Annotated in this window: 22 protein-coding genes and 1 other RNA gene; 16 read left to right on the top strand and 7 right to left on the bottom strand. The window is 65.2% G+C overall.

Annotation, left to right across the window (positions count from 1 at the left end):
• Positions 1–1,719, bottom strand: a 1,719-nt coding sequence (gene gyrA / locus BGO62_RS11960) for a DNA gyrase subunit A (protein WP_296642719.1), incomplete at its 3' end; no start/stop codon positions are given.
• Positions 1,720–1,825: 106 nt separating this feature from the next.
• On the opposite strand from gyrA, the gene BGO62_RS11955 reads away from it, so the two are divergent.
• The 5 genes from BGO62_RS11955 (at position 1,826) to ssrA (ending at position 5,348) form a co-directional block, all read left to right on the top strand.
• Positions 1,826–3,139: a TRZ/ATZ family hydrolase gene (locus BGO62_RS11955; RefSeq protein WP_296642716.1), complete on the top strand. Its 1,314-nt coding sequence runs from the start codon at positions 1,826–1,828 to the stop codon at positions 3,137–3,139.
• Positions 3,140–3,147: 8 nt separating this feature from the next.
• A complete protein-coding gene (gene ubiG, locus BGO62_RS11950) occupies positions 3,148–3,846 on the top strand; it encodes a bifunctional 2-polyprenyl-6-hydroxyphenol methylase/3-demethylubiquinol 3-O-methyltransferase UbiG (protein WP_296642714.1) in 699 nt (232 codons plus the stop codon).
• A 4-nt stretch (positions 3,847–3,850) separates the two neighbouring features.
• On the top strand, positions 3,851–4,513 hold the full coding sequence (locus tag BGO62_RS11945) for an HAD-IA family hydrolase (protein WP_296642712.1): 663 nt from the start codon (positions 3,851–3,853) through the stop codon (positions 4,511–4,513).
• Positions 4,514–4,516: 3 nt separating this feature from the next.
• Positions 4,517–4,900, top strand: coding sequence for a SirB2 family protein (locus BGO62_RS11940; RefSeq protein WP_296642709.1), 384 nt, complete (start codon positions 4,517–4,519; stop codon positions 4,898–4,900).
• Positions 4,901–4,981: 81 nt separating this feature from the next.
• Positions 4,982–5,348: a transfer-messenger RNA gene (ssrA, locus tag BGO62_RS11935) on the top strand.
• A 197-nt stretch (positions 5,349–5,545) separates the two neighbouring features.
• On the opposite strand, the gene BGO62_RS11930 is transcribed toward ssrA, so the two are convergent.
• A complete protein-coding gene (locus BGO62_RS11930) occupies positions 5,546–5,713 on the bottom strand; it encodes a hypothetical protein (protein ID WP_296642706.1) in 168 nt (55 codons plus the stop codon).
• A 193-nt stretch (positions 5,714–5,906) separates the two neighbouring features.
• Here BGO62_RS11930 and BGO62_RS11925 point away from each other — a divergent pair, with 193 nt between their 5' ends.
• Positions 5,907–6,455, top strand: coding sequence for an NADPH-dependent FMN reductase (locus BGO62_RS11925; RefSeq protein WP_296642704.1), 549 nt, complete (start codon positions 5,907–5,909; stop codon positions 6,453–6,455).
• A gap of 94 nt (positions 6,456–6,549) precedes the next feature.
• Here BGO62_RS11925 and BGO62_RS11920 read toward each other — a convergent pair whose 3' ends face one another.
• Positions 6,550–9,417 carry an EAL domain-containing protein gene (locus BGO62_RS11920; protein ID WP_296642701.1) on the bottom strand — a complete coding sequence of 956 codons (2,868 nt, stop codon included), beginning with the start codon at positions 9,415–9,417 and terminating at the stop codon, positions 6,550–6,552.
• Positions 9,414–10,379 (bottom strand): ABC transporter substrate-binding protein, encoded by a 966-nt coding sequence (locus BGO62_RS11915; RefSeq protein ID WP_296642698.1) that lies wholly within the window; start codon positions 10,377–10,379, stop codon positions 9,414–9,416. Before BGO62_RS11915 ends, BGO62_RS11920 begins: the two co-directional genes overlap by 4 nt.
• A gap of 242 nt (positions 10,380–10,621) precedes the next feature.
• Between BGO62_RS11915 and BGO62_RS11910 the strand changes: the two genes are divergently transcribed.
• The 9 genes from BGO62_RS11910 (at position 10,622) to BGO62_RS11870 (ending at position 22,716) form a co-directional block, all read left to right on the top strand.
• On the top strand, positions 10,622–11,905 hold the full coding sequence (locus tag BGO62_RS11910) for an MgtC/SapB family protein (protein WP_296642694.1): 1,284 nt from the start codon (positions 10,622–10,624) through the stop codon (positions 11,903–11,905).
• Between the two features lie 15 nt (positions 11,906–11,920).
• Positions 11,921–13,025, top strand: a protein-coding gene (gene prfB, locus BGO62_RS11905; RefSeq protein WP_363924253.1) for a peptide chain release factor 2 whose coding sequence is annotated in 2 segments (ribosomal slippage) — positions 11,921–12,001 and positions 12,003–13,025 — 1,104 coding nt in all. Because the reading frame shifts where the segments join, the coding sequence is not laid out codon by codon here.
• Positions 13,026–13,084: 59 nt separating this feature from the next.
• Positions 13,085–13,384 carry an AbrB/MazE/SpoVT family DNA-binding domain-containing protein gene (locus BGO62_RS11900; protein WP_296642688.1) on the top strand — a complete coding sequence of 100 codons (300 nt, stop codon included), beginning with the start codon at positions 13,085–13,087 and terminating at the stop codon, positions 13,382–13,384.
• A gap of 5 nt (positions 13,385–13,389) precedes the next feature.
• Positions 13,390–13,803, top strand: a complete 414-nt coding sequence (locus tag BGO62_RS11895) for a type II toxin-antitoxin system VapC family toxin (RefSeq protein ID WP_296642685.1) — start codon at positions 13,390–13,392, stop codon at positions 13,801–13,803.
• The gene (locus tag BGO62_RS11890; RefSeq protein ID WP_296642683.1) at positions 13,791–15,137 is read left to right on the top strand and encodes a hypothetical protein; all 1,347 of its coding nucleotides are present in this window, start codon (positions 13,791–13,793) and stop codon (positions 15,135–15,137) included. Before BGO62_RS11895 ends, BGO62_RS11890 begins: the two co-directional genes overlap by 13 nt.
• On the top strand, positions 15,127–15,855 hold the full coding sequence (locus BGO62_RS11885; protein WP_296642681.1) for a hypothetical protein: 729 nt from the start codon (positions 15,127–15,129) through the stop codon (positions 15,853–15,855). The genes BGO62_RS11890 and BGO62_RS11885 overlap by 11 nt, the downstream gene beginning before the upstream one ends.
• On the top strand, positions 15,855–18,626 hold the full coding sequence (locus BGO62_RS11880; protein ID WP_296642680.1) for an AAA family ATPase: 2,772 nt from the start codon (positions 15,855–15,857) through the stop codon (positions 18,624–18,626). The genes BGO62_RS11885 and BGO62_RS11880 overlap by 1 nt, the downstream gene beginning before the upstream one ends.
• Before the next feature lie 236 nt (positions 18,627–18,862).
• A complete protein-coding gene (gene pepN, locus BGO62_RS11875) occupies positions 18,863–21,505 on the top strand; it encodes an aminopeptidase N (protein WP_296642678.1) in 2,643 nt (880 codons plus the stop codon).
• A 230-nt stretch (positions 21,506–21,735) separates the two neighbouring features.
• Complete coding sequence (locus tag BGO62_RS11870; RefSeq protein ID WP_296642676.1) at positions 21,736–22,716, top strand: DNA cytosine methyltransferase; 981 nt, start codon at positions 21,736–21,738, stop codon at positions 22,714–22,716.
• Here the strand turns inward: BGO62_RS11870 and BGO62_RS11865 are convergent, their stop codons facing one another.
• From BGO62_RS11865 to BGO62_RS11855, 3 genes are read right to left on the bottom strand one after another with little or no spacing between them, the layout of a single operon-like run.
• Positions 22,717–23,883 (bottom strand): restriction endonuclease, encoded by a 1,167-nt coding sequence (locus BGO62_RS11865; protein ID WP_296642675.1) that lies wholly within the window; start codon positions 23,881–23,883, stop codon positions 22,717–22,719.
• Complete coding sequence (locus BGO62_RS11860) at positions 23,880–24,305, bottom strand: very short patch repair endonuclease (RefSeq protein ID WP_296642674.1); 426 nt, start codon at positions 24,303–24,305, stop codon at positions 23,880–23,882. The genes BGO62_RS11865 and BGO62_RS11860 overlap by 4 nt, the downstream gene beginning before the upstream one ends.
• Positions 24,306–24,312: 7 nt before the next feature.
• Positions 24,313–24,999 carry a hypothetical protein gene (locus BGO62_RS11855; RefSeq protein WP_296642673.1) on the bottom strand — a complete coding sequence of 229 codons (687 nt, stop codon included), beginning with the start codon at positions 24,997–24,999 and terminating at the stop codon, positions 24,313–24,315.
• A 93-nt stretch (positions 25,000–25,092) separates the two neighbouring features.
• Here BGO62_RS11855 and BGO62_RS11850 point away from each other — a divergent pair.
• A partial coding sequence (locus BGO62_RS11850) for a transposase DNA-binding-containing protein (RefSeq protein WP_296642261.1) occupies positions 25,093–25,645 on the top strand: 553 nt, incomplete at its 3' end.

Genomic DNA, 25,645 nt, shown 5'->3' with positions numbered 1-25,645 from the left:
GGTCCCCGCCGCCTGCTTGCCGCGCCCGCCGCGCTTCTGCGCGCGGTAGTCGTCGATCGGCTGCGACTTCATGTAGCCGCCGTGCGACAGGGTGACGACCATTTCCTCCGGCTTGATCAGGTCTTCCATCGACATGTCCTGCGCGTTCTCGACGATGGTCGAGCGGCGCGCGTCGCCGAACTGGTCGCGGACCTGGGTCAGTTCCTCGCGGATGATCTGGGTGATGCGCGAAGGATTGGCGAGGATGTCGAGCAGGTCGGCGATCTTCGCCATGATCTCCTTGTACTCGCCGATGATCTTGTCGGACTCGAGGTTGGTCAGGCGCTGCAGCTGCATTTCGAGGATGCGCTGCGCCTGGATCTCGGACAGGTGATAGCCGTCGGAATGCAGGCCGAATTCGGGGCCGACGTTCACCGGACGCGAGAACTCTGGGTCGATGCGCGCCAGCATCTCCTCGACCATCGCCGACTTCCAGGCGCGGCCGAGCAGGCGCTCCTTCGCGATGACCGGGGTTTCCGAGCTCTTGATCAGTTCGACGATCTCGTCGACGTTGGCCAGCGCCACCGCGAGGCCTTCGAGGATGTGGCCGCGTTCGCGCGCCTTCCTGAGATCGAACACGGTGCGGCGGGTGACGACCTCGCGGCGGTGGCGCAGGAAGGCGTCGAGCATTTCCTTCAGGTTGAGGAGGCGCGGCTGGCCGTCGATCAGCGCCACCATGTTCATGCCGAAGGTGTCCTGCATCTGCGTCTGCTTGTACAGATTGTTCAGGATCACGTCGGCGTTCTCGCCGCGCTTCAGTTCGATGTAGACGCGCATGCCCGACTTGTCGGACTCGTCCCTGAGGTCGGCAATGCCGTCGATCTGCTTTTCGCGCACCAGCTCGCCGATTTTTATCAACAAATTGGCCTTGTTCACCTGGTAGGGCAGCTCGTCGATGATGATCGCCTGCTTGCCGCCGCCCTTGTCGAGGTTCTCGACGTGGCAGGTGGCGCGCATCACCACGCGGCCACGCCCGGTGCGGTAGCCGTCGCGCACGCCGGCAAGCCCGTAGATGATGCCGGCGGTGGGGAAGTCGGGCGCCTTGACGAGGGCGATCAAGGACTCGATGTCGATCCCGGGGTCGTCCAGCAGCGCGAACAGCGCCGCGCAGATATCGGTGAGGTTGTGCGGCGGAATGTTGGTCGCCATCCCCACCGCGATGCCGGACGAGCCGTTGATCAGGAGGTTGGGGATCTTGGCCGGCAGCACCAGCGGCTCCTGCTCGGAACCGTCGTAGTTGGGGCCGAAGTCGACCGTTTCCTTGTCGAGGTCGGCCAGGAGCTCGTGCGCGATCTTCGCCATGCGCACTTCGGTGTAACGCATCGCCGCCGCGTTGTCGCCGTCGACCGAGCCGAAGTTGCCCTGGCCGTCGATCAGCGGGTAGCGCAGCGAGAAATCCTGCGCCATCCGCACCATCGTGTCGTACACCGCGGTGTCGCCGTGCGGGTGGTATTTACCGATGACGTCACCGACCACGCGGGCCGACTTCTTGTAAGCCTTGTTCCAGTCGTTGCCGAGCTCGTTCATCGCGTACAGCACGCGGCGATGCACGGGCTTCAGGCCGTCGCGCACATCCGGCAGCGCGCGCCCGACGATCACGCTCATGGCGTAATCGAGGTAGGAGCGCCGCATCTCCTCTTCGAGGCTGACCGGGAGGGTTTCCTTGGCAAACTGTTCCATAACCGGCTTTTATTGTTTCAGGCTTTAAAGCCCGCGATTTTAGCATGGCTGCCCGACGCGCCCGCCTTTGCCAAACCACGTCCAAACAGTGAGAATGCAGGCCACCATGAAAGCACCCGCCGACCTTCTTCTCCTTCCGCAATGGGTGGTGCCCGTCGAATCGGAAGGAACGCTGGCCGACCACGCCGTGGCCGTGCAGGACGGCCGCATCCTCGACGTGCTGCCTGCAGACGCCGCCCAGGCGCGCTACGACGCCGCGCAGACGCTCGCCCTGCCCGGCCAGGCGCTGATCCCGGGCCTCGTCAACCTGCACGGCCACGCCGCGATGTCGCTGATGCGCGGCTTTGCCGACGATCTGCCGCTGATGGCCTGGCTCAACGGGCGCATCTGGCCGGCCGAAAAAAAACACGCATCCGAGGCCTTCGTGCGCGACGGCACCCTGCTCGCCGCCGCAGAAATGCTAGCGGGCGGAATCACCTGCTGCAACGACATGTATTTCTTCCCGCAGGCCGCGGGCGAAGCCTTTCTGCAGGCCGGCATGCGCGCCACCCTGGGCTTGATCGTGCTGGAACTCCCCAGCACCTATGCATCGGATGCCGACGCTTATCTGGCACGCGGGCTCGCCATGCGCGACGCGCTCAAGGAAGAGCCGCTGCTCGGTTTCGCTTTCGCCCCGCATGCGCCCTACACCATTGCGGACGCCACCTTCGGGCGCATCAACACCCTGGCCGAACAGCTCGGCCTGCCCCTCCACACCCACATCCACGAAACCGCCGACGAAATCCAGAGCAGCCTCAAGCAATACGGCGTGCGCCCGCTGGAGCGACTAGCTCGGCTCGGCCTGCTGGGGCCGAATTTCATCGGCGTCCATGCCGTGCATGTAAGCGACGCCGAGATCGACCTGCTGGCGCAACACGGCTGCCATGTGGCGCATTGCCCCACCTCGAATCTGAAACTGGCCTCCGGCATCGCGCCGCTGGCCAAGTTCGCCGCGGCAGGCATCAATCTCGGCCTCGGCACCGATGGCGCCGCCAGCAACAACCGTCTCGACCTGTTCGCCGAGATGCGCCTGGCCGCCCTGCTGGCCAAGGGCGCCAGCAATGACGCCGCCGCCCTGCCCGCCGCTGCGGCGCTGAAAATGGCGACGCTCGATGCCGCCCGCGCGCTCAATCTCGACGACCGCGTCGGCAGCATCGTTCCCGGCAAGCGCGCCGACCTGGTCGCGGTCGACCTGCACACCCTGTCCAGCCAGCCGGTATTTGACCCGGTCTCGCACCTGGTTTACGTTGCCGGACGCGAGGACGTCACCCACGTCTGGGTCGACGGCAAGCTGAAACTGAATGACCGCCGTCTGGTCGGCCTCGACACCGACGACCTGACCGCCCGCGCCGCCTACTGGCGCACCAAACTTACCGCCTGAGGTTCCCGATGAGCAACGTCGACGCTGCCGAAATCGCCAAATTCTCCGAACTTGCCCACCGCTGGTGGGACCCGAATTCGGAGTTCAGGCCGCTGCACGAAATCAACCCGCTGCGCCTGAAATGGATCGACCAGCTGGCGCCGCTGGCTGGCAAGAAGGTGCTCGACGTCGGCTGCGGCGGCGGCATCCTGTCCGAGGCGATGGCCGGCGCCGGCGCCAGCGTCAGCGGCATCGACCTGTCGGACAAAGCGCTCAAGGTCGCCAAACTGCACCTCTACGAATCGGGCAGGCAGGTCGACTACCAGCTGATCTCGGCCGAAGACTACGCCGCGCAGCACGCCGGCGAATTCGACGTCGTCACCTGCATGGAAATGCTCGAGCACGTGCCCGACCCCGCCTCGGTGGTCGCCGCCTGCGCGAAGCTGGTCAAACCGGGCGGCTGGGTGTTCTTCTCGACGCTCAACCGCAACGCCAAGAGCTACCTGTTCGCCGTCGTCGGCGCCGAATACCTCCTCAAGCTGCTGCCGCGCGGCACCCACGACTACGCCAAATTCATCCAGCCCGCCGAACTCGCGCGCATGGCGCGCGAAGCCGGGCTGGACACCCAGGAGCTGACCGGCATGAGCTACAACCCGCTGACCAAGGTCTACAAACTGGGGGCCGACACCGACGTCAATTACCTGCTGGCCACCCGCCGCGGAGATTGAGACCGTGAAGCTTGAAAACATCCGCGTCGTACTGTTCGACCTCGACGGCACCCTGATCGACACCGCGCCCGACCTCGGCTACGCGCTCAACCTGCAGCGCGCACGCCACGGTCTGCCGCCGCTGGCCGACGAGGCGATCCGCCCGCAGGCCTCGCACGGCGCACGCGGCCTGCTCGGCGTCGGCTTCGACCTGCATCCCGACGACCCGCGTTTTGCCCGCATGCGCGAGGAGTTCCTGCAGCTGTACGCCGACAACATCTGCCGCCATTCGCGGCCTTTCCCCGGCATCCTCGATCTGCTGGCCGAACTCGAAGCGCGCCAGCTGAAATGGGGCGTGGTCACCAACAAACCGGCGCGCTTCACCGAACCCCTGATGTCCGTGCTCGACCTTGCCGAGCGTGCCGCCTGCATCGTCTCCGGCGACACCTGCCCGCAGCCGAAGCCGCACCCGGAGCCGATGCTCGCCGCCGCCGAACTGTGCAGCGCCCTCCCCTCGCAGTGCCTGTATCTGGGCGACGCCGAACGCGACATCCAGGCCGCGCGCGCCGCCGCCATGCCCGCACTGGTCGCCGCCTGGGGCTACCTCGACGCCGCCGACCAGCCGCACACCTGGGGTGCGCAGGCGGAAATCCGCCATCCGGCCGACACCCTCGACTTTCTTGGCTGAGCAATGGCCTACCTCGTTCTCAAGAGCCTGCACCTCACCACCATCGCGGTCACCCTGACGCTGTTCGTGCTGCGCGGCATCTGGATGATGACTTCCTCACCCAGACTGCAGGCGCGCTGGGCGCGCATCGTCCCCCACATCAACGACAGCCTGCTGCTCGCCAGCGGCATCGGGCTCGCCGTGCTGATCAAGCAGTATCCGCTGACGCACGGCTGGCTCACCGCCAAGCTCCTCGCGCTGATCCTCTACATCGTGCTCGGCAGTGTGGCCATCAAGCGCGGCAGGACCCGCGGCCAGCGCATCGCCGCCTGGTTCGCCGCCCTGCTGGTGTTCGGCTACATGGCGGCGGTGGCACGCGCGCACTACCCCTTCCCCTTCATGGGCTGAACTGGCGGATGGAAGTTTTCCCGGCGCCGGAACTTTTCCGCAGGCACCGCCTCTATGCGGTACACTGTTGCAGCAACACAAGGGGCCGACCTGGCTTCGACGTGGGTCGCAAAGCAGCGTAGGGCATACCGAGGGTCAGAGCACCTCGTAAATCCAACTGAAAAACTTTAGTCGCAAACGACGAAAACTACGCCCTGGCCGCTTAAGGTCCAGGACTCACACTAGCCTGTTCATGGGCTAGGTCGGGGCAACCCGGCAGTGAGTTAATTCACATGAAATCGTGCTTGTCCGGGTCGCTTGGGCAGGTGCTAAATCCAAGGCGACTCGGCGAAATCCAGCCTGTTCGGCGGGCGTGATCAAGCTTAAAGCTTAAAAACACCGGACTAAGTATGTAGAACTGCCTGTAGAGGGCTTGCGGACGCGGGTTCGATTCCCGCCGGCTCCACCAGATTTCGATCCCTGGTGGTCCAAAGATGGCCATAATTCTTATTAAAAACAAGGATTATGGCCATTTTCACGTCCAGGCTCATCCCGGAGTGGCCATTGGAATCCGACGGTAACCGACGGTCATATTGACGGTAACCCGCAGCCTCAGCCGAAGCAGTGAGGATGGGCGCCGGCGGCGCTGCGGGCACTTGATGCGCATCAGTCGCTCGCCTTGCCTGCGCCGCCTAAAATCAGGTTAACCAGCTTGCCGAGCAGCAAGACGACACACGAGACGACGAGCACCGTCATCCACCACGGCGCCGCGAACGGCGCCAGCAGCACGGCCGGCCAACCCCAGCACGACGCTCGCAGCCACGATTCGACCATGCGCCCTCCCTTGCGGCCATCGCGGCCTCGATGGCTTCCGCCACCCCTTGGTCCACGTCATGCCATGAATCGGATTTTCAATGGACGCCCTGCGGAAACCATGCTATGCCTGTGTTAACGACAGGGGGGATATCGGGCAAACAATGCTTATCCTCAAAGGAGTTGCGCCATGACAACATACAAGGTCGGTTACATGATCGGCAGCCTCGCTACCCAATCGATCAATCGCAAGCTTGCCAAGGCGCTGATTCGTCTTGCGCCGGGAAACCTGCAATTCTCCGAAATCCCGTTCCGCGATCTGCCGCTGTACAGCTATGACTACGACGACGATTTTCCGCAAGTGGCGCGGACGTTCAAGGCGGCGATCAAGGCCTCCGACGCGATCCTGTTCGTGACACCCGAATACAACCGTTCGATCCCGGGCGGCCTCAAGAATGCGATCGACTGGGCGAGCCGTCCCTACGGCACCAACGCCTTTGCGAAGAAGCCGTCGGCCGTGATCGGCACCTCACCCGGCGCCATCGGCACGGCCGTTGCGCAGCAGAGTCTCAGAAGCGTGCTGAGCTTCTGCAACTCACCGCAAATGAACGCGCCCGAAGCCTATATCCAGTTCACGCCCGGCATGATTACCGACGACGGCGAGGTGACGGTCGAATCGACAGAGGCGTTTCTGCGTAACTACATGGCTGAATTCCGTACCTTCATCGCCCACGTCCTGACGGTCCTGCCACGCGAGGACTGACGGCCTCGCCGGGCTCTACCGGGGGAAGCGGAATCAGGCCGTCAGGCGGATGGCCTTGCGAAGCCGGGGCAGCCCATACAGGAGCATGCGCGGCCTACGGAATCCGGGGCGATTCCCCGCTCCCCGACGGCAGGCGCTCGACCCAGGCACGCACCTCCTGCGGGCGCTGGAAATAATAGCCCTGGAAGCGCTCGCATCCCTGCTGGCGCAGGAAGGCGAACTGGGCTGCGTTTTCCACGCCTTCGGCCACCACTTCGAAGTGCAGATGGCGGGCCATCGACAGGATCGTCTCCACCAGGGCGACGTCGTTGGGATCGTGCGGAATGTCCTGCACGAAGCTCTTGTCGATTTTCAGTTCGGACAAGGGCAGGCGCTTCAGATAAGCCAGCGACGAATAGCCGGTGCCGAAGTCGTCGATGGCGAAGCGCAGGCCGAGCGCCGCCAGTTCGGTCATGCGCGCCACCGACTCGGAGGCGTGCTCGACCAACTGGTTTTCGGTGATTTCCAGCGTCAGGTAGGTAGGATCGGCGCCGGTGGCGGTCAGGATCTCCCTGACCCGCTGCACGAAATCGGCCTGGTGAAACTGCCGCGGACTGACGTTGACGGCAATGCGCAAGCCGCGGCCTTCGGCGTCGAGCCGGGCGATGAGGATGCAGGTTTCGCGCAGCACCCACTCGCCCAGCGGCACGATGAGGCCGGACTCTTCCGCCAGCGGAATGAAGCTCGACGGCATCACCAGGCCCCGGCGCGGATGCCGCCAGCGCACCAGCGCTTCGGCCCCGATCACCTTGCCGCCCGCATCGACCTGCGATTGCAGATACAGTTCGAAGCTGCGGTCGCGCACCGCCTCGCGCAATTCGTGATCGAGGGCATAGCGCTCAGCGACGGCTTCCTGCATGGCGGGCTCGAAATAGGCCAGGGCGTTGCGGCCGCGCTCCTTGGCCCGGTACATGGCGGTATCGGCCTCGCGCATGAGATCGTCGACGCTTTCCGCTTCCTTCGGGAACAGGGTGATGCCGATGCTGGCGGTGGCGAGATATTCCTGGCCGCCGATGCTTACCGGGTGTTCCAGCGCACTGCGGATTTTCTCTGCCACCGCCATGACCAGGGAGCCGGCATCCTCCGGGTTTGTCGCCAGATCGGGCAGCAGGATCACGAACTCGTCGCCGCCCAGCCGCGCCACCGTGTCTTCCTGACGCAGGTAGAACGCCAGCCGCCTGGCCACTTCGCGCAGCACGGCGTCGCCCATCGCATGGCCATGCACATCGTTGATGCGCTTGAACTGGTCGAGGTCGACGAACAGCACGGCGCCGTAGCGCCGGTTGCGGCGCGCAGCCGCCAGCGCCTGGGTCAGCCGGTCGAGGAACAGGACGCGGTTGGGCAGTTCCGTCAGCGCATCGTGGTAGGCGAGGCGTTCGATTTCGGCCTCGGCCCGCTTGGCGTCCGTGACATCCATGCAGTGCCCGACATAGCCGGTGAACTGGCCCTGGGTGTCGAAGCGCGGACTGCCCTGGTCGATGATCCAGCGGTACTCGCCGCTGACGTGGCGCAAGCGGTATTCCATGGAAAACGGCTCGCGGCGGTCGAAGGCGGCGTTGTAGGTCTCCAGGCAGTGCGCCAGGTCGGCCGGGTGCACCCCCGCGGTCCAGCCGTCGCCCAGCTCCTGCTCCAGCGAGCGGCCGGTAAAGCGCAGCCAGGGTTCATTGAAATAATCGCATCCGCGGCCCTGCCCGGCGGTCCACACCAGCGCCTGCCCGCTGTTGGCGAGGGTGCGGAAATGCAGTTCGCTGTTGGCCAGCGCCGCGCGCAGCTGGTATTCCTCCGAGACATCGCGGAATACCAGCACCACGCCCTGCAGTTCGCCGCGGGCGTTGCGTATCGGCGCGGCGCTGTCGGCAATGTGGTAACGCCGGCCGTTTCGCGCCAGCAGGATCGTGTCGTTGGTCAGCCCCACCACCTGCCCCTCGCGGATGACGCGCGCCACCGGAATATCCGCCGGCGTGCCGGTGAGCGCATTTTCGATCGCGAACACCTCGGCGACAGGCCGCCCCATGGCCTCGGCCCGAGACCAGCCGGTGAGACTTTCGGCCACCGGGTTCATGAGCGTAACGCGCGCCTCGGTGTCGGTGGCGAGGATGGCATCGCCGATGGAATGCAGGGTGATGGCAAGCCGTTCCTCGCTGGTGGCCAGATTCGCCTGGGCTTCCTGCATGGCGCGCGCCATGGCATTGAAGCTTCCGGCCAGTCTCGCAATTTCCAGTGCGCCCTCTTCCGGCACCGTCACATCCAACTGCCCGCTGCGCAGGGTGTTCGCCGCCTGCGCCAGGCGTCCCAGCGGCGAGGTCACGTGGCGATGCAGCATCCAGCCCAGCAGGCCGATCAGCAGCAGGCTGGCAGTCAGATCCGCCGCACGCGCCTTGAACACGAACTCGCGCATCGCCAGCCGGTCGCGAGCGAGATCGAATCCGACGTACACCGCGCCCTGCCGCCGGCTGCGCGACTGCTGCGCATCGGCCGCCAACTGGAACGGCTGCATGGCGGCGATGTGCACGCCGTCGGCTGTGGTCGGAAAAAATACCGGAAGCTTCCCTTGCTTGATCTGCGCGAAACGGCGCATGTCGAAACCCGGCAGCACCTCGGTAACGAGCCGGCCGCGCCAGGCATAGCGGTGGGCCGCCAGCACGCGGCCGCTGTCGTCGAGCAGCAGCACGGCCTCCGCGCGCCGGTCGGTCGCTATCTGCGCCATATCCGCTTCCACCAGTTCCCGGCTGGTTTCCCAGCCCTGCTCCGCCATGCGCGCCAGATGGGCGGTGTGGGTCAGCAGATCCGCCCTGGCCTGCAGGCCAAGCTGGTCCAGGCGCTTGTCCAGCACATTCACCAGCGACATCCCGAGCACCACCAGCAGCAGCAGCGCCAGCCCGACCGGCAGGGTGATACGCAAGGGCAGACGCTGCATCCTCATGGCGACACCGGCAGAAAACGCGGATCGGTCAGTCCGGCCAGCGCGGGGGTCTGCCTCAGCAAGCCGGCGGAAACCATGATGCGGGCGACGTTGTCCGCCGCAGGCACGAGGCCGGGGCTGGCTCCCTCCAGCCAGCCGCGGTTGGCCGCAAGGTCCATGAAACGGATGCCCTCGAGTGCCGTGCGCACCTCGTCCGGGCTGACGCCGAGGCGCGGAGCCATGCGGCGAAAGGCGTCGCCGGGCGCGGCATGCAGATAATCCAGCGCCTGGAAATAGCCCGCCAGCAATTGCCGGAAGCTTTCGGGAGAGCGTTCCAGAGCGTCGGTTCGCGCCACCAGCGTGTCCACGATCAGGCCGGGAAAATGACTGCTGTCGTACAGGCGCCGCGCGCCCTCTGCCTGCAACTGCGTGGCGAAGGGCTCCCAGCTGACCAGCGCATCCACCTCGCCGGCGAGATAGGCCCGCAGCTGACGGTCGCCGGTAATCCGCTGCAGCACGATGTCGCGCAGCGTCAAGCCCGCCGCTTCGAGCGACTTGGCCAGCATCAGCGCGCCGGCGGCGGTCTCGTCCACGCCGATGCGTTTGCCCCTGAGATCCTCCAGCCGTTCGATGTCGGGACGGCTCATGATGGCATCCGCCCCGGCGGAATCGTCGAAGACCAGAATGGCGCGGACGTCCAGCCCGCCCTCGCGGGCAAGCAGGCATTCGTCGAGGGTGAGCGCGGCTGCTTCCACATCCCCGGTGGCCAGCGACATGAGGTTGGCCGTGTTGGAGGGCATTTCCACCAGACGCAAGACGTTGGCGTCATATAGCCCCAGTTCGCGCGCAAGGAACAGGGGCTCGGAACCGACCCAGAGAATGCCGCCGACGCGCGTGAGGGGCGGCTGGCCGCTGCAGCCCCCGGCCAGCGCAAGCGGCGCCAGCGCGCTGGCGGCGAGAAAACGACGGCGTCCCTTGTTCATCCCTACCCCCTTCAGCCTGGCGATCCGTCAGCGACCTTCCTGCCGAATCGTTTTTTGCCAGGAAACCGGATTCATGGGCAATATCCCACGAACTCGCCTTGTTGTTTTCGGTTATCCGACCGTTTCTTGACCGGGCAGACAGGAAGACAAGCCCACGGCCGGCTGGCAAATGATCGCTGGATCGATGCCGGAATGGCAAGCCTCAACGCTACCATGCATTTTTTACTGGAAGACGAACCGAGATGGAAGAATTGATCGCCTGGCTACCTGCCGAACTGGCCTCGCTGCCGCGCTACGTGGTGGCGCTGGCGATCGGCCTGCTGATGGGCCTGGAGCGCGAACGCAACCCGGCGGCGAAGGCGGGGCTGCGCACCTTCGCACTGACGGCGCTGCTGGGGGTGCTGACGGCGCATCTGGCGGCGGCGCTGGGCGAACCGTGGCTGATCGCGGCGGGGCTGCTGCTGGTCGGCGCGATGATGATCGCGGCGTATCTGCGTTCCCCGCAACAAGCGGACGGCGACCCGGGGACGACGACGGTGGCGGCGCTGATGCTGTGCTATGGCCTCGGCGTGCTGGTCTGGCACGACGAAATCCAGCTGGCGGTGATGCTGGGGATTGCGGCCACCATGCTGCTGTATTTCAAGCCCGAGCTGCGCGGCATCAGCCAGCACATGAGCCGTCGCGACCTGCTGTCGATGCTGCAGTTCGCGGTGCTGGCTCTGATCATTCTGCCGCTGCTGCCGAACCGCAACTACGGCCCCTACGGCGCGCTCAACCCGTACCAGATCTGGTGGATGGTGGTGCTGATCGCCGGCGTGGGGCTGGCGGGCTACGCCGCGCTGCGGCTGGTCGGGCAACAGCGCGGCGCGGCGATGCTCGGCCTGCTCGGCGGGCTGGTGTCGTCCACCGCGACGACTCTGGCGTTCAGCCGCCACGCCCGCGCCAGCAGCGCGATGATGCCGGTCGCCGTGATCGTCATCGTGCTGGCCAACCTGGTGGTGCTGGTGCGCCTCGGCGTGCTGGCCGCGGTGCTGGCGCCGGCGGTGTTGCCGCAACTGCTGCCGGTGCTGATCGGCGGACTGGCCGCCGGCGGCCTCGGCGCCGCCTATGGGGTGCGCCGCCTGCAGCCGCAGGGCGAGCTGCCCCCGCTGGCGATGGCCAATCCCACCGAATTGCGCACCGCGCTCGGCTTCGGCCTGATGTATGCCGTGGTGCTGCTGGCCGCGGCCTGGCTATCCGACTGGCTCGGCACGCGCGGGCTGTATGCGGTGGCGCTGGTATCGGGGCTGACCGACGTCGACGCCATCACGCTGTCGAGCCTGCGCCTGCACAATCTGGACACGCTGCCGGCGGAGGGCGTGGTCAACGTCGTCACCCTCGCGGTGCTGGCCAACCTGGTGTTCAAATCCGCGCTCACCCTCGTCATCGGCGGCTGGCAGATGGCGCGCCACGCGATCGCCGGGATGGGCGCGGCGGGGCTGGGGCTGATCGTGGCCTGGGCTATAATCCGCGGTTTTTCCGCCTAGTCACGAGTCCTAATCATGGAAGCCGAAAGCCTCAATCAGATCGAATCCAAACTCGCCGACCTCGGCGAACGCGCCGGCCAACTCAGGGGGTTTCTTTGACTACCCTGTCAAGCGGGACCGTCTAGAGGAAGTCGTCCGCCTGTCCGAAGCGCCGGACTTCTGGAACGATGCCGCCCGCGCCCAGGAACTGGGCCGTGAACGCAAGGCGCTGGAAGACGTGGTGCTGGTGCTCGACCGCGTGGCGTCGGGCCTCGCGGACGCGGCCGAACTGTTCGAGATGGCGCGCGAGGAGAATGACGACGCCACCCTCGCCGCGGTGCAGGCCGACATCGCGGCCATCGAGAAGGACGTCTCCACGCTGGAATTCCGCCGCATGTTCAACAACCCGGCCGACCCCAGCAACTGCTTCATCGATATCCAGGCCGGCGCCGGCGGCACCGAGGCCTGCGACTGGGCCTCGATGCTGCTGCGGCAATACCTGAAATACGCCGAGCGCAAGGGCTTCAAGGCCGAACTGCTGGAAGAGTCCGAAGGCGACGTCGCCGGCATCAAGTCCGCCAGCATCAAGGTCGAGGGTGACTACGCCTACGGTACCCTGCGCACCGAAACCGGCGTGCACCGCCTGGTGCGCAAGTCGCCGTTCGACTCGTCCGGCGGCCGCCACACCAGCTTCGCCAGCGTGTTCGTCTACCCGGAAGCCGACGATTCCATCGAGGTGGAAATCAACCCCGCCGACCTGCGCGTCGACACCTATCGCGCCTCCGGTGCCGGCGGCCAGCACATCAACAAGACCGACTCGGCGGTGCGCATCACCCACCTGCCCACCAACATCGTGGTGCAGTGCCAGAACGACCGCTCGCAGCACAAGAACCGCGCCGAGGCGATGTCGATGCTGAAATCGAAGCTCTACGAAGCCGAGCTGCGCAAACGCCAGGCCGAACAGGACAAGCTCGAAGCCGGCAAATCCGACGTCGGCTGGGGCCACCAGATCCGTTCCTACGTGCTGGACAACTCGCGCATCAAGGATCTGCGCACCAACGTCGAAGTCTCCGCCACCCAGAAGGTGCTCGACGGCGACCTCGACGTGTTCATCGAAGCGAGCCTGAAACAGGGCGTGTAAACAATGGCTTGCGTCCGCCATGGCGAACGTATATCCTGTATATACAAAGGAGAGAACCCATGCTTACGCGCGCCTTCAAAAGCGGCAACTCGCTTGCCGTCCGTATACCCAAGGAACTCGCCATCATCGAGGCCAGCCAGGATGTCGAGATTGAAAAAGTCGGCGACACCCTGGTGCTGCGCCCGGTCGTCAAACGCAAGTTGACTGGGCTGGCGGAGGCGTTCGCCATGTTCACCCCCGACTTCATGGCCGAAGGCCGCGAATTCCACGAGCAGAAAGAGCGCGACTGGAGCGGCTTCGGTGAAGCCTTGCAGGCTCACCAGGAGAACCCCGACTACAAACCGGCTGACAGCAAGTAAGCACCATGCGTTACATGCTGGACACCAACATCTGCGTCTACCTGATGAAGGCGCACCCGCCCGAAGTCCTGACGCGCTTGCAGCAACTCGATCACGGCGACGTCGTCATGTCGATCATCACCTACGCCGAGTTGCGCGTGGGGCTCGAAGTGCTGGGCTCCACCCGCGCGCAAAACGAGCGGGCGCTGCAACTGCTGACCCGCGACATTTCCGTCCTGCCCTTCGACGAAGCCGCGGCCGAACGGTATGGCGTGCAACGCGCCGCCGTCCGCGACCGCCGCCGCGATGCGCTGGATCGGCTGATCGCCGCGCACGCGGCAAGCCTCGGCCTCACGCTGATCACCAATAACGAGGCCGATTTCAGGGATTATCCCGGCCTCCTGGTTGAAAACTGGGTTCAAAACGCATGGCCGAAGTAGCCGGCATGCCCTCCGCCAGGCCGGTTCAGGAAACCTTGGCGGAATTCCTCGCGCCGGGCCTGCTTGCGGAAGACATCCCGCCGCTGTTCCCGCTGCTCGCCGCGCGCCCGCTGGTCGGCGCGCTGATCGCGCTGTTTCGCGGCGGCGACGACGAGGTGCTGATCCGGCTGATGGTGCTGCGCGAAATCGGCCTGCGCGCCGATGCGCCGGAATGGACACCGCGCGAACTCGAATCGCATTTCGCCTACCTGTCGCAGACCAAGCTCAACACGGTGCTGGCGCGGCTGCGCGAACACGCCTTGCTGCTGTGGGACAGCGAGCGCCGCGTCTATCAGCTCTCGACCGAAGGCCGCATGGTGCTGTCGGCGCTTTCCAACCTGCTGGCGTTCAACGCCGAACAGGACGGCGAGCTGGGCTTTCTGGCGGCGCAGGTCGCCGCGGGCGCGGCGGTGGGCAAGCTCGCGCCGGAAGCCTTGTCCCACCTCCTGGCGCGGCTGGGCGAACTGGAAGAGGAGTTTGCGCAGGCGGTCGCCTCCGGCTCGGAATTCCGCCTGCGCGCGGCGCAGTCGAAACTGACCTCGGTGCAGCAATGGCTCGACCGTGCCAACGCGGTGATGAAGGACCTCAGCGACGCCGGCCTCGACGACGACAGCTGGCGGCTGGCGCAAAGCATCGGCCAGCGCCAGTCGCGGCTGCTGCGCATGGCCTCGGTGTTCCAGCGCGAACTGGCGGCGATCGCGCGCCAGCAGGTGCACCTGTCGCAGGGCGGGCTGTCCACCTCCGAACTTGCGGCCTGGCTGAAAACGCAGTCGCCCGACAGCCTCGCAGCATTGGCCGACGGGCGGCTAGCGACGACACCGGAGTCGGTGTTCGTGCTGCCCGACGTGATGCTCGACAACACCGAGGAATTCGTCGTGCGCGAGCAGCCCGGCCGCAAAACCTCGGCCATGCCCGCACCGGCCGAGATCGAATACACCCGCGACGTGCCGCTGGAACCGCCGCGCGAACTGATCGAATTGACCCGCATGCTCGCCGGGCTGGCAGCGCCCGCGAGCGTCGCCGACACCGTCGCCGGCGGGAACTTCGGCGCGGCGTCGTACCGCCTGTCGCTCCTGGCGCTGCTGGGCGAAACCAATATCGGCCCCGAACTCGCGCCGCTCGCCGAACTGCCGGTGACGCTGGAATGGAGCGGCGAAATGGAGGCGGTCGGACGCGGCGAAGTGGCCTGGATCAGCGCCGGCCGCATCCTCCCCGCCGCGCCTGCATCGCCCCCCGCCGACGACCGCGCATCCTTGCCTGCCGCAAACCCGGACCAGAATCCCGATGAACAATGACCTTGCCGCCCGCCTGATCGCCCGGCTGCTGGCGCTGCGCACCCTGCCGCGCGAAGACCCCGAAGCGCGCCGCCTGCTGGTCGATGCGGGTTTCCGCGACGAAGTCGAAACGCGGCTTGCCGCCAGCGGCCTGCGGCTGCTCGCCCAGCCTTTCGCCGCCCACATTGCGGTCGCGCTCGCGCGCGAACACGAGGCCGCCGTGTTCGAACAGAACGACGCCTGGCAGGCGTCGAACATCGGCCTGCCCAAGGATGCCGCCGCGCTGCTGGTGATCGTGTGGGCGCTCATCATCCTGCCCAAGCGCGAGCGCCAGCTGGCGAGCGAAGCGGCGCAGACCGACGCGCAAAACGAGCTGTTCGAGACCGTGCGGCTGACGCCCGCCGCGCATGAGGCTTCGCGCGGCATCCCCGAAAACGTGCTGCTGGAAGACTACGGCAAGCTGCTCGGCGGCAAGGCAAGGCTGCAGCAGTTCGCGTTGCCGCAATTGTCGCGGCTGGGCTTCATCGAACGCCGCAACAAGGTCATCCACGAAGGCCCCCTGCTCGACCTGGCGTTCGACTACGCCGAGTTCGCGCCGCGCATTCTCGAAGGCGCACTGTCCGACCTGCTCAAGCAGCGCGGCGTGCTCGAAGAACACGCTCCTTTAAGCCCAGCGCTCGAAGATCCTGCTCCTTTAAACCCGGCGCTCGAAGACCCCGCACCCGAGGACCACGCCTGATGTTCCGCCTGCTTGAACTCGAAACCGTGCACTGGGATTTCTGGCGCAACTTCCGGCTGCCGCTCGACGCCTCCATCGTCACCATTTCCGGTCCCAACGGCTCGGGCAAGACGACGCTGCTCGACGCGCTGCGCACCCTGCTCGCCCTCGACTGCTCGAAAAAGCGCGACTACAAGCGCTACGTGCGGCGCAACGGCGAAGACTTCTGCTGGCTGCGCGGGGTGATCGACAACCAGCGCCCGCAGGGCTCGAGCCGCCGCCCCTTCGGCCTGCCCTACCAGAGCGACCGCATCACGCTGGCCTGCCGCATCGACAGACGCGGCGGCGACTGGACGCGCAAATACTGGATCGCCGACGGCGAAGTCGCGCTCAAGGATCTCGAACAGCAGGGCGAGGAATTCGGCGTGCGCGACTACCAGCGCATCCTCCACGGCGCCGGGCTGTCGCCCGCCATCGCCCGCGTGCTTTCGCTCGAACAGGGGCAGACCGACAAGCTGTGCGAACTGTCGCCGCGCGAACTGCTCGACCTGGTGTTCCAGGTATTCGGCGACAAGGATGTGCTCGACCGCTACCAGGAAGCGCGCCACCACCAGGAACACACCGCGCGCGAACTCGACGCCGGGCAAAACCAGCTCGAAGCGCTCGGCAACAATCTCGAAAAGCACGAGCAGAAGGTGAATCGCTACCGCGAGTGGCAGCGCCTCAACCAGGAGCGCGTCGAGCTCGTCAGCGAAATCCGCCCGCGCCTCGAACACTGTCTGCTGCAGCGCGAAGCCGACCATGCCGCGCGCACGCTGCTCGTCCAGCGCCGCGACTGGCGCGCCAAACGCGCCGAGCGCGCCGCACTGCAAACCGAATCCGAAGCGCTCGACGCCGCGCTCGCGCAGGCACAGCTGCGCAAACAGGCGGCGGCGGAAAACGAGCGCATCCACAACGAAGCCCTCTACGAAATCAACCGCGAACTCGGCGGCTGGGAAGTGATCGTCAAGCAGCAGCAACGGCTGCAAGAGCAGGCGCAGGCCGCCGGCGGGCAGGCCGCCGACGCGCACGAAATCGAACGGCTGGAATCCCAGCGCGCCGATCTGCTGGTCAGGATCGCCGGCCTGCAGCAGCGCCAAGGCCAGCTCGACGAGATGCTGGAGAACCTCGCCGCCGGACGCCGCGCCGACCCGCACGACGTTGCCGCATTCAGACAGGCGCTCAGCCAGGCCGGCATCGCCCACCACCTGCTCACCGACGTCGTCGAAATCGTCGACGCGGGCTGGCAGCCTGCCGTCGAAGCCGCGCTCGCGCCGTTTGCCCACATCGTGCTGCTGCAGCACGCGCGCGACGCCGAACGCGCGATGGCGCTCGGCGAAAAGCAGCGCTACCGCAACTTCATCGTCCCCGAATGCGTGACGGCCGGCCTGCCGCCGCAAGGTTCGCTGCTCGAAGTGGTGCGCTTTTCCAGCGCGGCGCCGGAATGGCTGCTGCGTACGCTGGAGCGTACCCGCCGCGTCGAAGACGTCGCGGCGGGCAGCAGGCTGCCGCGCGGCGAGGACTGGATCACGCGGAACGGCTATCTGCGCGAGCGGCGCGGCGGCCGCCACGCCGCGCCCGAGCAGGCACGCTTCGGCCGTGCGCGGCTGGATGCGCTGCGCGACGAGCGCGCCCAGCTCGACAAGCAGCTCGCCCCGCTCAAGGCCCAGCAAGCCGAGCTTGCAGGCAGGATCAACGGCATCAAGGCGCAGCTGAGCGGCGAAACCGCCGCCGCTCAGCTGGCCGGGCGCGCCGCCGAATTCGCCGAAGCGCGCAGCCAGTACGAAACGCTGGTGCTGCGCCGCCGCGACAACGGCGTCCTCGCCGCGCAGCAGGAACGCGAAGCCGCCGACGAAGCGGTGGCTGCCGCCCGCGCCAGCCGCACCCGGCTCGACGCCGACATCGCCCGCCTCGACAGGGAAACCGCCGAGCGCGAAAACCGCGCCGGACGCGAAGAGCAAATCCGCCGCCGCCTGCGGCTGCGGCGCGACCGCCGCCAGTTTCCGCCCGCCTGGCGCGACGCTGCGACCAACCAGCAGCTGGTGGAAAAATGGCGCGATGCGACCAACGTCGACCGCCGCCTCGCCGAAATCGACACCAAGTTTGCCGACGAAAGCTGGGAAACCGACGACACCGTCGTCGCCCTGCGCGACAAGATCGCGGCCAATTACCGGCAAATGGAACGCGACCTGGCCGCGCGCCGCCGCGACAACGAACTCGCCGGCGAACAAACCCAGGCCGCGCGCGAGAACTACATCGCCGTGCTGCGCCACACCGTCGGCCGCTACGCCAAGAACCTCAAGACCCTGGGCGAAGTCGCCGGCATTCGTGTCGAACACGAGCCGGTGGCGCTCGGCAACGACGACGTGACGCTGGCGCAGGCGGGGCTGTCGGTGCGCTTCGACTTCGACGCCAAGGGTTTCATGGGCATGAACGACGGCGACGCCTCCGGCGGCCAGCAGGTGATGAAATCGCTGATCCTGCTGGTGGCGCTGATGATGGAAGAATCCCGCCCCGGCGGTTTCGTCTTCATCGACGAGCCCTTCGCGCACCTCGACATCGTCAACATCGAGCGCGTGTCGGGGTTCTTGAAAGCGACGAAGGCGCAATATCTGCTCACCACCCCGGTCACGCACAACGTCAACATCTACGATCCGGCGACGCTCACCCTGGTGACCTTCAAGAAACGCCCTGGCGAGGCGTGGGCGCCGGGCGTGAAAGTGCTGATGCGCGACACCTCGACGGCATATTGACATTGCACAGCTGCAGCAAGAACCCAACCTGCCTGCCGCACTCAGCACGCTGCTCGATTACATGCAACTGCACAATATCAAAGGTGAACAGGAAGGCGTCTTGTAGTGACGAAGCTGCATTTTCACGAATGCCGCATACAACTTTAAAAATCCAGAAGATCTATTTGCAGGCTTGTCAGCTTCCATCGATATCACTTGCCTAGCCTTGTTATTCCCCGCCCACCGCCGGAGACACCATGCGCACCGAAACCCCCGTCACGCTTTTTCTGAAGGACTATGCCCCGCCCGCCTGGCTGATCGACTCGGTCGACCTGCACGTGGCGGTTTTCGATGGCCACACCGAAGTCAGAAGCCGTCTTGCCTGCCGACGCAATCCGGCAGCATTGGCCGGCCCGCTGGTGCTGAACGGCGAAGCGCTGCAACTGCAGAGCGTGACCCTCGACGGCGTGGCGCTCGACGCGTCGCGCTACACCCATGCCGATGACCTGCTGACGATCACCGCACCGCTGGCAGATAGCTGCGTGCTGGAGACCGTGGTGCGCATCGACCCCGACCACAACACCCAGCTCTCCGGCCTGTACCGCTCGCGCGACGGCTATTTCACCCAGTGCGAGGCCGAAGGCTTCCGCCGCATCACCTTCTTCCCCGACCGGCCGGACGTGATGGCGAAGTTCAGCTGCACGGTCGAAGCCGACCGCGCGCGCTTTCCGCACTTGCTGTCGAACGGCAATCCGGTGGCGGCGGGCGTCTGCGCGGATGACGCGACGCGGCACTGGGCGCGCTGGGAAGACCCCTACGCCAAGCCCTGCTACCTGTTCGCGCTGGTCGCGGCCAAACTCGACGTGCTGGAAGACGGCTACGTGACTGCGTCCGGCCGCCGCGTGCAGCTCCAGGTTTTCGTCGAGCCCGGCAAGCTCGACCAGTGCGGCCACGCGATGGCGGCGCTGAAAAAAGCCATGCGCTGGGACGAGGCGCGCTTCAGCCTCGAAGACACCGCGACCGACGCCGACTACCAGGGCATCGACCGCGTGGTGGCGCACGAGTATTTCCACAACTGGACCGGCAACCGCGTCACCTGCCGCGACTGGTTCCAGCTGTCGTTGAAAGAGGGTTTGACGGTATTCCGCGACCAGGAATTCGGCGCCGACACGCATTCGCGCGCGGTCACCCGCATCCAGGAAGTGCGCGCCCTGCGCGTCGGCCAGTTCCCCGAGGACGCCGGGCCGATGGCGCATCCGATCCGGCCGGCCTCCTACGCCGAGATCAACAATTTCTACACCGCCACCGTCTACAACAAGGGTGCGGAAGTCATCCGCATGATCCATACCCTGCTCGGGCGCGAGGCTTTTCGCCGCGGCATGGACCGGTATTTCGAGCGCCACGACGGCCAGGCCGTCACCTGCGAGGATTTCGTCGCCGCCATGCAGGACGCCTCCGGCGTCGACCTCACGCAGTTCCGCCGCTGGTACGCGCGCGCCGGCACGCCGCGCCTGAACGCATCGGGCAGCTACGACGCCGCGACCCGACGCTACACGCTGACGCTCACGCAAACCCTCGCGCCGACCGCCTACGAAAAGCGGCTGGCCGAATCGGGGCAGGCCATCGTCGATGGCACGCTGCACATCCCCGTCGCGCTCGGGCTGGTGCTGCCGGACGGCCGCGATGCGCCGCTGAAGCTCGCCGGCGAGGCCGAGGCGTGCGGCACCACGCGCGTGCTCTCGCTCACCGAGCCCACGCAGACCTTCGTCTTCGAGGACATTCCCGCCGCCCCCGTCGCCTCGCTGCTGCGCGACTTCTCCGCGCCGGTGCTACTGGATATGGAACAAACCGATGCCGAGCTCGCGCACCTGATGGCGCACGATTCCGACGCCTTCAACCGCTGGGAAGCCGGGCAGCGGCTGGCGACGCGGGTGCTGCTCGCCGGCATTGCCGCGAAGCAGTTGCCCCCTCTCCCGCATGCTGGAGAGGGCCGGGGAGAGGGAATCGCGCTCGGCAACGCCTGGATCCCCGACGCCTTCGTCTCCGCCTGCGGCCGCGTGCTCGACGCCGGCCTCGCCGGCGACCCGGCGCTGGCGGCCGAAGCGCTCAACCTGCCTGCCGAAGCCGTGCTCGCAGAAGCGATGGTGGCGCAAGGTGGCATCATCGACCCCGAAGCCATCCACGCCGCGCGCGTCGGCTTGCGCCGCCACCTCGCCGCGCGCCTGCGCGAAGCATTCGAAGCCGCGTGGACCGCCCTCGCCCCGACCACGGCCTATGCGCCCGATGGCGCGCAGGTCGGCCAGCGCGCCCTGCGCAACGCCTGCCTCGCCTATCTCGCCGAAAGCGATGCCGAGTATTTGCAGACCGCCGTCGTCCCGCGCCTCACCGCCCAGCTCGCGTCGGGCGGCAACATGACCGACGAGATCGCCGCGCTGGCCACGCTCGCCAACCTGGACCTGCCCGAGCGGGAAACCGCGCTCGCCGATTTCTACGCGCGCTGGCGGAACGAAGCCCTGGTCATCGACAAGTGGTTCTCCGTGCAAGCCACCTCGCGCCTGCCCGGCACCGCCGCGCACGTCCGCGCGCTGATGCAGCATCCGGCGTTTGATCTCAAGAACCCCAACCGCGTCTACGCCCTGATCCGCAGCTTCTGCGGCGCCAACCCGCGCCACTTCCATGCCACCGACGGCAGCGGCTACGCGCTGGCGGCGGACGTGATCAGCGAATTGCAGGCGATCAACCCGCAGGTCGCATCACGCATCGCCCGCAGCTTCGATCGCTGGCGGCAGTTCGACGCCGGCCGGCAGGCGCATGCGCGCGCGGCGCTGGAACGCATCGCGGCGATCGAGGGCTTGGCGAAGGACGTGGCGGAAGTCGTGGGGAATGTGTTGAAAACTTGAGCGTGGAGCCTTACCTCTGGAGGACGAGGTGGGCGGCGGATTGTCAGCCAAAGCGGTCATGAAGCCCGCCATCAGGGCCCGCCACCTCATCTCAGACAGCTGGCATTAGGTGCTAAGAGAACCAGGAGCGATCAATCACCTTGCCAAGCAGATCAGAAAGTGTTTATACGAAGCCCTGTACTTGGTAGGATTCTTCCTCATTTCAGGCTAGGCTGGATCGGAGCTTTTGGATGCCAACCTTTGTTGATCTCTTCTGCGGTGCAGGTTTCGGTGCGCGCGGTGCAGTGCGAGGCGGTGGCGTACCTCTGCTCGGGCTAGATGCATGGAGTCTGGCCACGCAGACCTACAAGGCCAACTTCCCACTAGCGGATATCCTCACCGAGAAGATCGAGGATGTCTCTCCCAAAAAACTGGGTACCAAGTACAGACCGGATGTGCTACTGACCTCACCAGAATGCACTTCGCACTCGATTGCCCGCGGCGCCAAACCAGGTCTAGAGAAGAGTCGCGAGACAGCGATCGGCATCGTCCCTTGGGTCAAAGCAATGAAGCCACGCTGGGTCATTGTCGAGAACGTGAACCGGATGAAGAAATGGGATCGCCATGACGAACTGGTCCAGACCATCGAGAGGCTTGGCTATGCGGTCAGCGATCTGCTGTTGAACTCCGCAGACTTTGGGTCAGCCCAGGCCCGCAAGCGCATGTTCCTTGTGTGTGACAGACAAGGCACCAGGGTCAACCGTGAAGACCTGCTTGGTCTTGTGACCACACCGAGGAAAACCGCGCGCGACATCATCAACTGGACAGCAGACTATCCGGTTGCTCAGCTGCAGAAACCAGGGCGTGCCAAGGCGACATTGGAAAGAGCCGAGCGAGCCATCGCAGCGCTCGGGACTGGGGTACCCTTTCTGATTGTCTATTACGGCTCAGACTATGCTGGCGGATGGCAGACCCTTGACGTGCCGCTCCGCACGGTGACCACAGTCGATCGTTTCGGTTTGGTGACATGGAAAAACGATACCCCGCACTTGCGCATGCTCCAACCTGATGAACTGCTTCTTGCCATGGGCGGCTCGACCGAGCATGTCCTGCCCCATGGAAACCGGCGGGACAAGGTGAAACTCTGCGGCAATGGTGTGTGTTCAGACGTCATGACCGCGATCTTTCAGTGGATCTCATTGCATCAGGCCAAGCAGCAGGATGCCGCCTGATCAGCTGCTCGCCGTGATCCCGTCCAGCCACGCATCAACCTGCTCTGGGGTCCGCACCCCGGCCGAGCGCAACAGGCTGACGATGTCCTGTGCCGTGGTCAGGATCACCGGGTGACCATCATCGGTCACTTCCTGATACGCCTGCCGATCCACATAAGAGGTCGTCACCAGCACGCCGAATTCGCGATGCTTGATGCGACTGATCAGGCGTGACACTTCCTTTACCCCGACTGCGTTGTTCGCACCGTAACACTTCGCCTCCAGCGCGAAATCGACTTCGATCGCAGCGGGGCCACGCCCGATGCGCAGCCGGCCGATGCCATCCCGCCCGCCATCACGCCATGGGCGGGTCAGATCGAGTCGCGCCACGTCCGGCAGCAACAGGCGGCTGAGCGCCCCGGCGCAGGCCTCGAACCCGTAGGGATTGTTTTTGTAGCGTTGCCGGATCACTTCAATCAGTGCCTGATCTTCGGAGGTTGCAGGCAACTGCTCCGCCTTGCTGCGGACCAACAGAGAGCGCGGTGCCATGAGTGGTCGGATGCCGCCTGCCGCAACCCATGCCTTCCACGCATCAGGTTCCAAGCCCGACTCCTCGCCACGCCCAACGGCATGGACCCAGTCACGCGGGATCACAGCCTCATCAAGGATCGTGAACACCGCCTTGTAGTTCTGGAAACGCTGCCCCTCTGTCGTCTTCCACAACGCCACAAGATCCTCTGTCGCTGCCAAAGCTGGGCTGCCCGGTACAGCAAGCCCACGGAACCGGAAGGTCCGTCCAGTGGCTTCGGTGGTGAAAACCAGGATGGGTGGCACCAGATGGCGTTGCCCCAGATGCGCCGAGTCGAAGATCTGGCGCAGCAACTGGTTGCCGAATCGTGGCGTGTCATGGAGCAGACGTCCCGGATGACGGTTGTCGCCGTAGTAGATGAATGTCCCCGTGGTTTCATCCAACTGATCTGGCCATTCCGGCTCGGCCAAGTTGGAAGTCAGCACGAGCAAGGTCGGGCGCTCCTTGGTGCCACGGTAACGGAAGCCGCCTTGCCTGCTTACGCCCACCAAAGAAACCAAAGGGTCGGCCATGCCACCGCGTTCAGTCTTGTAGCCTGCGTAAACCGCATCGACGATCAGGTCGACCTGCCTCAATTGCTCGCCACTGAAGAACGTCATTTCTTCGATTTCCCAGTCTTGCCAAGCATCGCAGCTATCCGTTTCGCACAATCAGCATGCGAGGCCTCAATCTCGTGCTCCCAGAGCCGCAGAACCCGCCACCCATGCGCCTCAAGCCACTGCGTGTTCTCCACGTCACGCTCAAGGTTGCGCGTGAGTTTCTTTCGCCAGAATTCCCGGTTGTTCTTTGGCATCGTCGAATGCAGTGGGCAGCCATGCCAGAAGCAACCATCCACAAACACAGCCAACTTAGCACCGACAAAGACCATATCGGGACGCGCCCGACCGATCCGGTATTGCAGTCTGTAACGGAGACCGAGCGCCCATGCGCTGCGGCGCAGACTCAACTCAGGAACGGTGTCACGCCCCTTGATGCGGGACATCATCCGGCGACGCTCATCCGACGTTTCGAGACGCACCATATGTCAATCAGTGGAACGCTATCGTTCCCGGCCGCCGCATGTGTGTCGTATAGTGATGCGCAATTTGCGACAAAACCTCTTGCCGCATTCTTGAGACGGCGGTGCCTTCAACCGTACCTTGGTACGGTCTGGTCAGAAAGACTCTGCAGGAAACAAGAAGTCTTCCCTGAACTCCTCCCAGAGTGATTTCCGGCGTGACGAAAATTGACTCGTTTGCTGCTTCTCTCTTCTTGGTCGAATAGAAAAGCTTCAAGTCGGCAAGCGGAACAAACAAAGAGAGCAAATAACGATGGGATCTGGGTTTGTCTTGTGCGTAATCACAGTCTGCACTCAACTCAACAACGAGCACGTTGGCCGGCTGCAATTTTGACTTAATGTCGTCTTGCTCTTTGGTGGCTAGCTGGGAAAAATTTAGCGAGAACTCCACGCAGATAGCCTCGCACCAATCCCCCACCGTTTTGGACATACCGATCTCTTGAATCAATCCTGACTCATTGTTTTTCAAGAATTCTTCGGTCAAGCGTATGACCGCGCCGCGTTCGGACGACTTCAGATCGGATTGCTCAGAATGAATAAAGAAATCATTAAGGAGGCTCGTGAGCTTGGGCGCCCCGGCTGCCTGCGTAGGCAGCGGCGTCTTTTCACTACCTGTCAAATCGAGGAATCCGTCAAGCGCGCCTTTTGTGCATCCCATTACACACAACTTCAATGCCTCACCGTAACATGCTGACTTCTCTGGTAATACGAGGTTTGCGTGATGAGCTGGGCGGCGGAGGAGTTCAAGGATATCGATCTCGGCGACAGGCGTCTGGACAAGCGCACGGTGCTGCTGGCCGAGCGCATGGCCGCCAATCCGATGGCCAGCATTCCGCAAGCGTGCGGAGGCTGGGCGGAAACCCAGGCGGCGTATCGCTTTCTGTCCCAGGACGACGTTGAATGGGAAGCCATCCTTGCGCCGCACTGGCGCAGTTCCGAGGCGCGCATGCGCGCCCATCCCGTCGTCCTGTGCCTGCAGGACACCACGGAACTGGACTTCAACGGGCAAGGCATTGCCGGTCTGGGACCGCTGTCCTATGAAGCGCAGCGTGGCATGTACGTCCATCCCACCTACGCGGTTAGCCCGGAACGGGAACCCCTGGGGGTGCTGGATGCCTGGATGTGGGCGCGCGAGCCCAAGGACGCGGACGGACAACGGGGCGGCCTGCTGGAAAGCACCCGCTGGACGGAAGGCTACATGCGCATCGCCGAACTGGCGGCCAGCCTGCCGGACACCCGTCTGGTGTACGTGGCGGATCGGGAGGCCGACATCGTGGCCCTGATGGCGCAAGCCCGCGATCTGG

The sequence above is a fragment of the Thiobacillus sp. 65-1402 genome (assembly GCF_001897685.1).
Lineage (GTDB): Bacteria > Pseudomonadota > Gammaproteobacteria > Burkholderiales > Thiobacillaceae > Thiobacillus.
The sequence above is the reverse complement of the archived record's forward strand: the minus strand, read 5'-3'. Positions and strand labels throughout refer to the sequence as shown.

What these genes read in the sequence shown, in the direction of transcription:
- BGO62_RS11890 (WP_296642683.1), top strand. Translation starts at nt 13,791, where the DNA reads ATGGCCGAAGTAGCCGGCATGCCCTCCGCCAGGCCGGTTCAGGAAACC.
- BGO62_RS11855 (WP_296642673.1), bottom strand. Translation starts at nt 24,999, where the DNA reads ATGGGATGCACAAAAGGCGCGCTTGACGGATTCCTCGATTTGACAGGT.
- BGO62_RS11870 (WP_296642676.1), top strand. Translation starts at nt 21,736, where the DNA reads ATGCCAACCTTTGTTGATCTCTTCTGCGGTGCAGGTTTCGGTGCGCGC.
- BGO62_RS11915 (WP_296642698.1), bottom strand. Translation starts at nt 10,379, where the DNA reads ATGAACAAGGGACGCCGTCGTTTTCTCGCCGCCAGCGCGCTGGCGCCG.
- BGO62_RS11885 (WP_296642681.1), top strand. Translation starts at nt 15,127, where the DNA reads ATGAACAATGACCTTGCCGCCCGCCTGATCGCCCGGCTGCTGGCGCTG.
- BGO62_RS11900 (WP_296642688.1), top strand. Translation starts at nt 13,085, where the DNA reads ATGCTTACGCGCGCCTTCAAAAGCGGCAACTCGCTTGCCGTCCGTATA.
- BGO62_RS11955 (WP_296642716.1), top strand. Translation starts at nt 1,826, where the DNA reads ATGAAAGCACCCGCCGACCTTCTTCTCCTTCCGCAATGGGTGGTGCCC.
- BGO62_RS11880 (WP_296642680.1), top strand. Translation starts at nt 15,855, where the DNA reads ATGTTCCGCCTGCTTGAACTCGAAACCGTGCACTGGGATTTCTGGCGC.
- BGO62_RS11860 (WP_296642674.1), bottom strand. Translation starts at nt 24,305, where the DNA reads ATGGTGCGTCTCGAAACGTCGGATGAGCGTCGCCGGATGATGTCCCGC.
- pepN (WP_296642678.1), top strand. Translation starts at nt 18,863, where the DNA reads ATGCGCACCGAAACCCCCGTCACGCTTTTTCTGAAGGACTATGCCCCG.
- BGO62_RS11910 (WP_296642694.1), top strand. Translation starts at nt 10,622, where the DNA reads ATGGAAGAATTGATCGCCTGGCTACCTGCCGAACTGGCCTCGCTGCCG.
- BGO62_RS11925 (WP_296642704.1), top strand. Translation starts at nt 5,907, where the DNA reads ATGATCGGCAGCCTCGCTACCCAATCGATCAATCGCAAGCTTGCCAAG.
- BGO62_RS11940 (WP_296642709.1), top strand. Translation starts at nt 4,517, where the DNA reads ATGGCCTACCTCGTTCTCAAGAGCCTGCACCTCACCACCATCGCGGTC.
- ubiG (WP_296642714.1), top strand. Translation starts at nt 3,148, where the DNA reads ATGAGCAACGTCGACGCTGCCGAAATCGCCAAATTCTCCGAACTTGCC.
- BGO62_RS11930 (WP_296642706.1), bottom strand. Translation starts at nt 5,713, where the DNA reads ATGGTCGAATCGTGGCTGCGAGCGTCGTGCTGGGGTTGGCCGGCCGTG.
- BGO62_RS11895 (WP_296642685.1), top strand. Translation starts at nt 13,390, where the DNA reads ATGCGTTACATGCTGGACACCAACATCTGCGTCTACCTGATGAAGGCG.
- BGO62_RS11920 (WP_296642701.1), bottom strand. Translation starts at nt 9,417, where the DNA reads ATGAGGATGCAGCGTCTGCCCTTGCGTATCACCCTGCCGGTCGGGCTG.
- BGO62_RS11865 (WP_296642675.1), bottom strand. Translation starts at nt 23,883, where the DNA reads ATGACGTTCTTCAGTGGCGAGCAATTGAGGCAGGTCGACCTGATCGTC.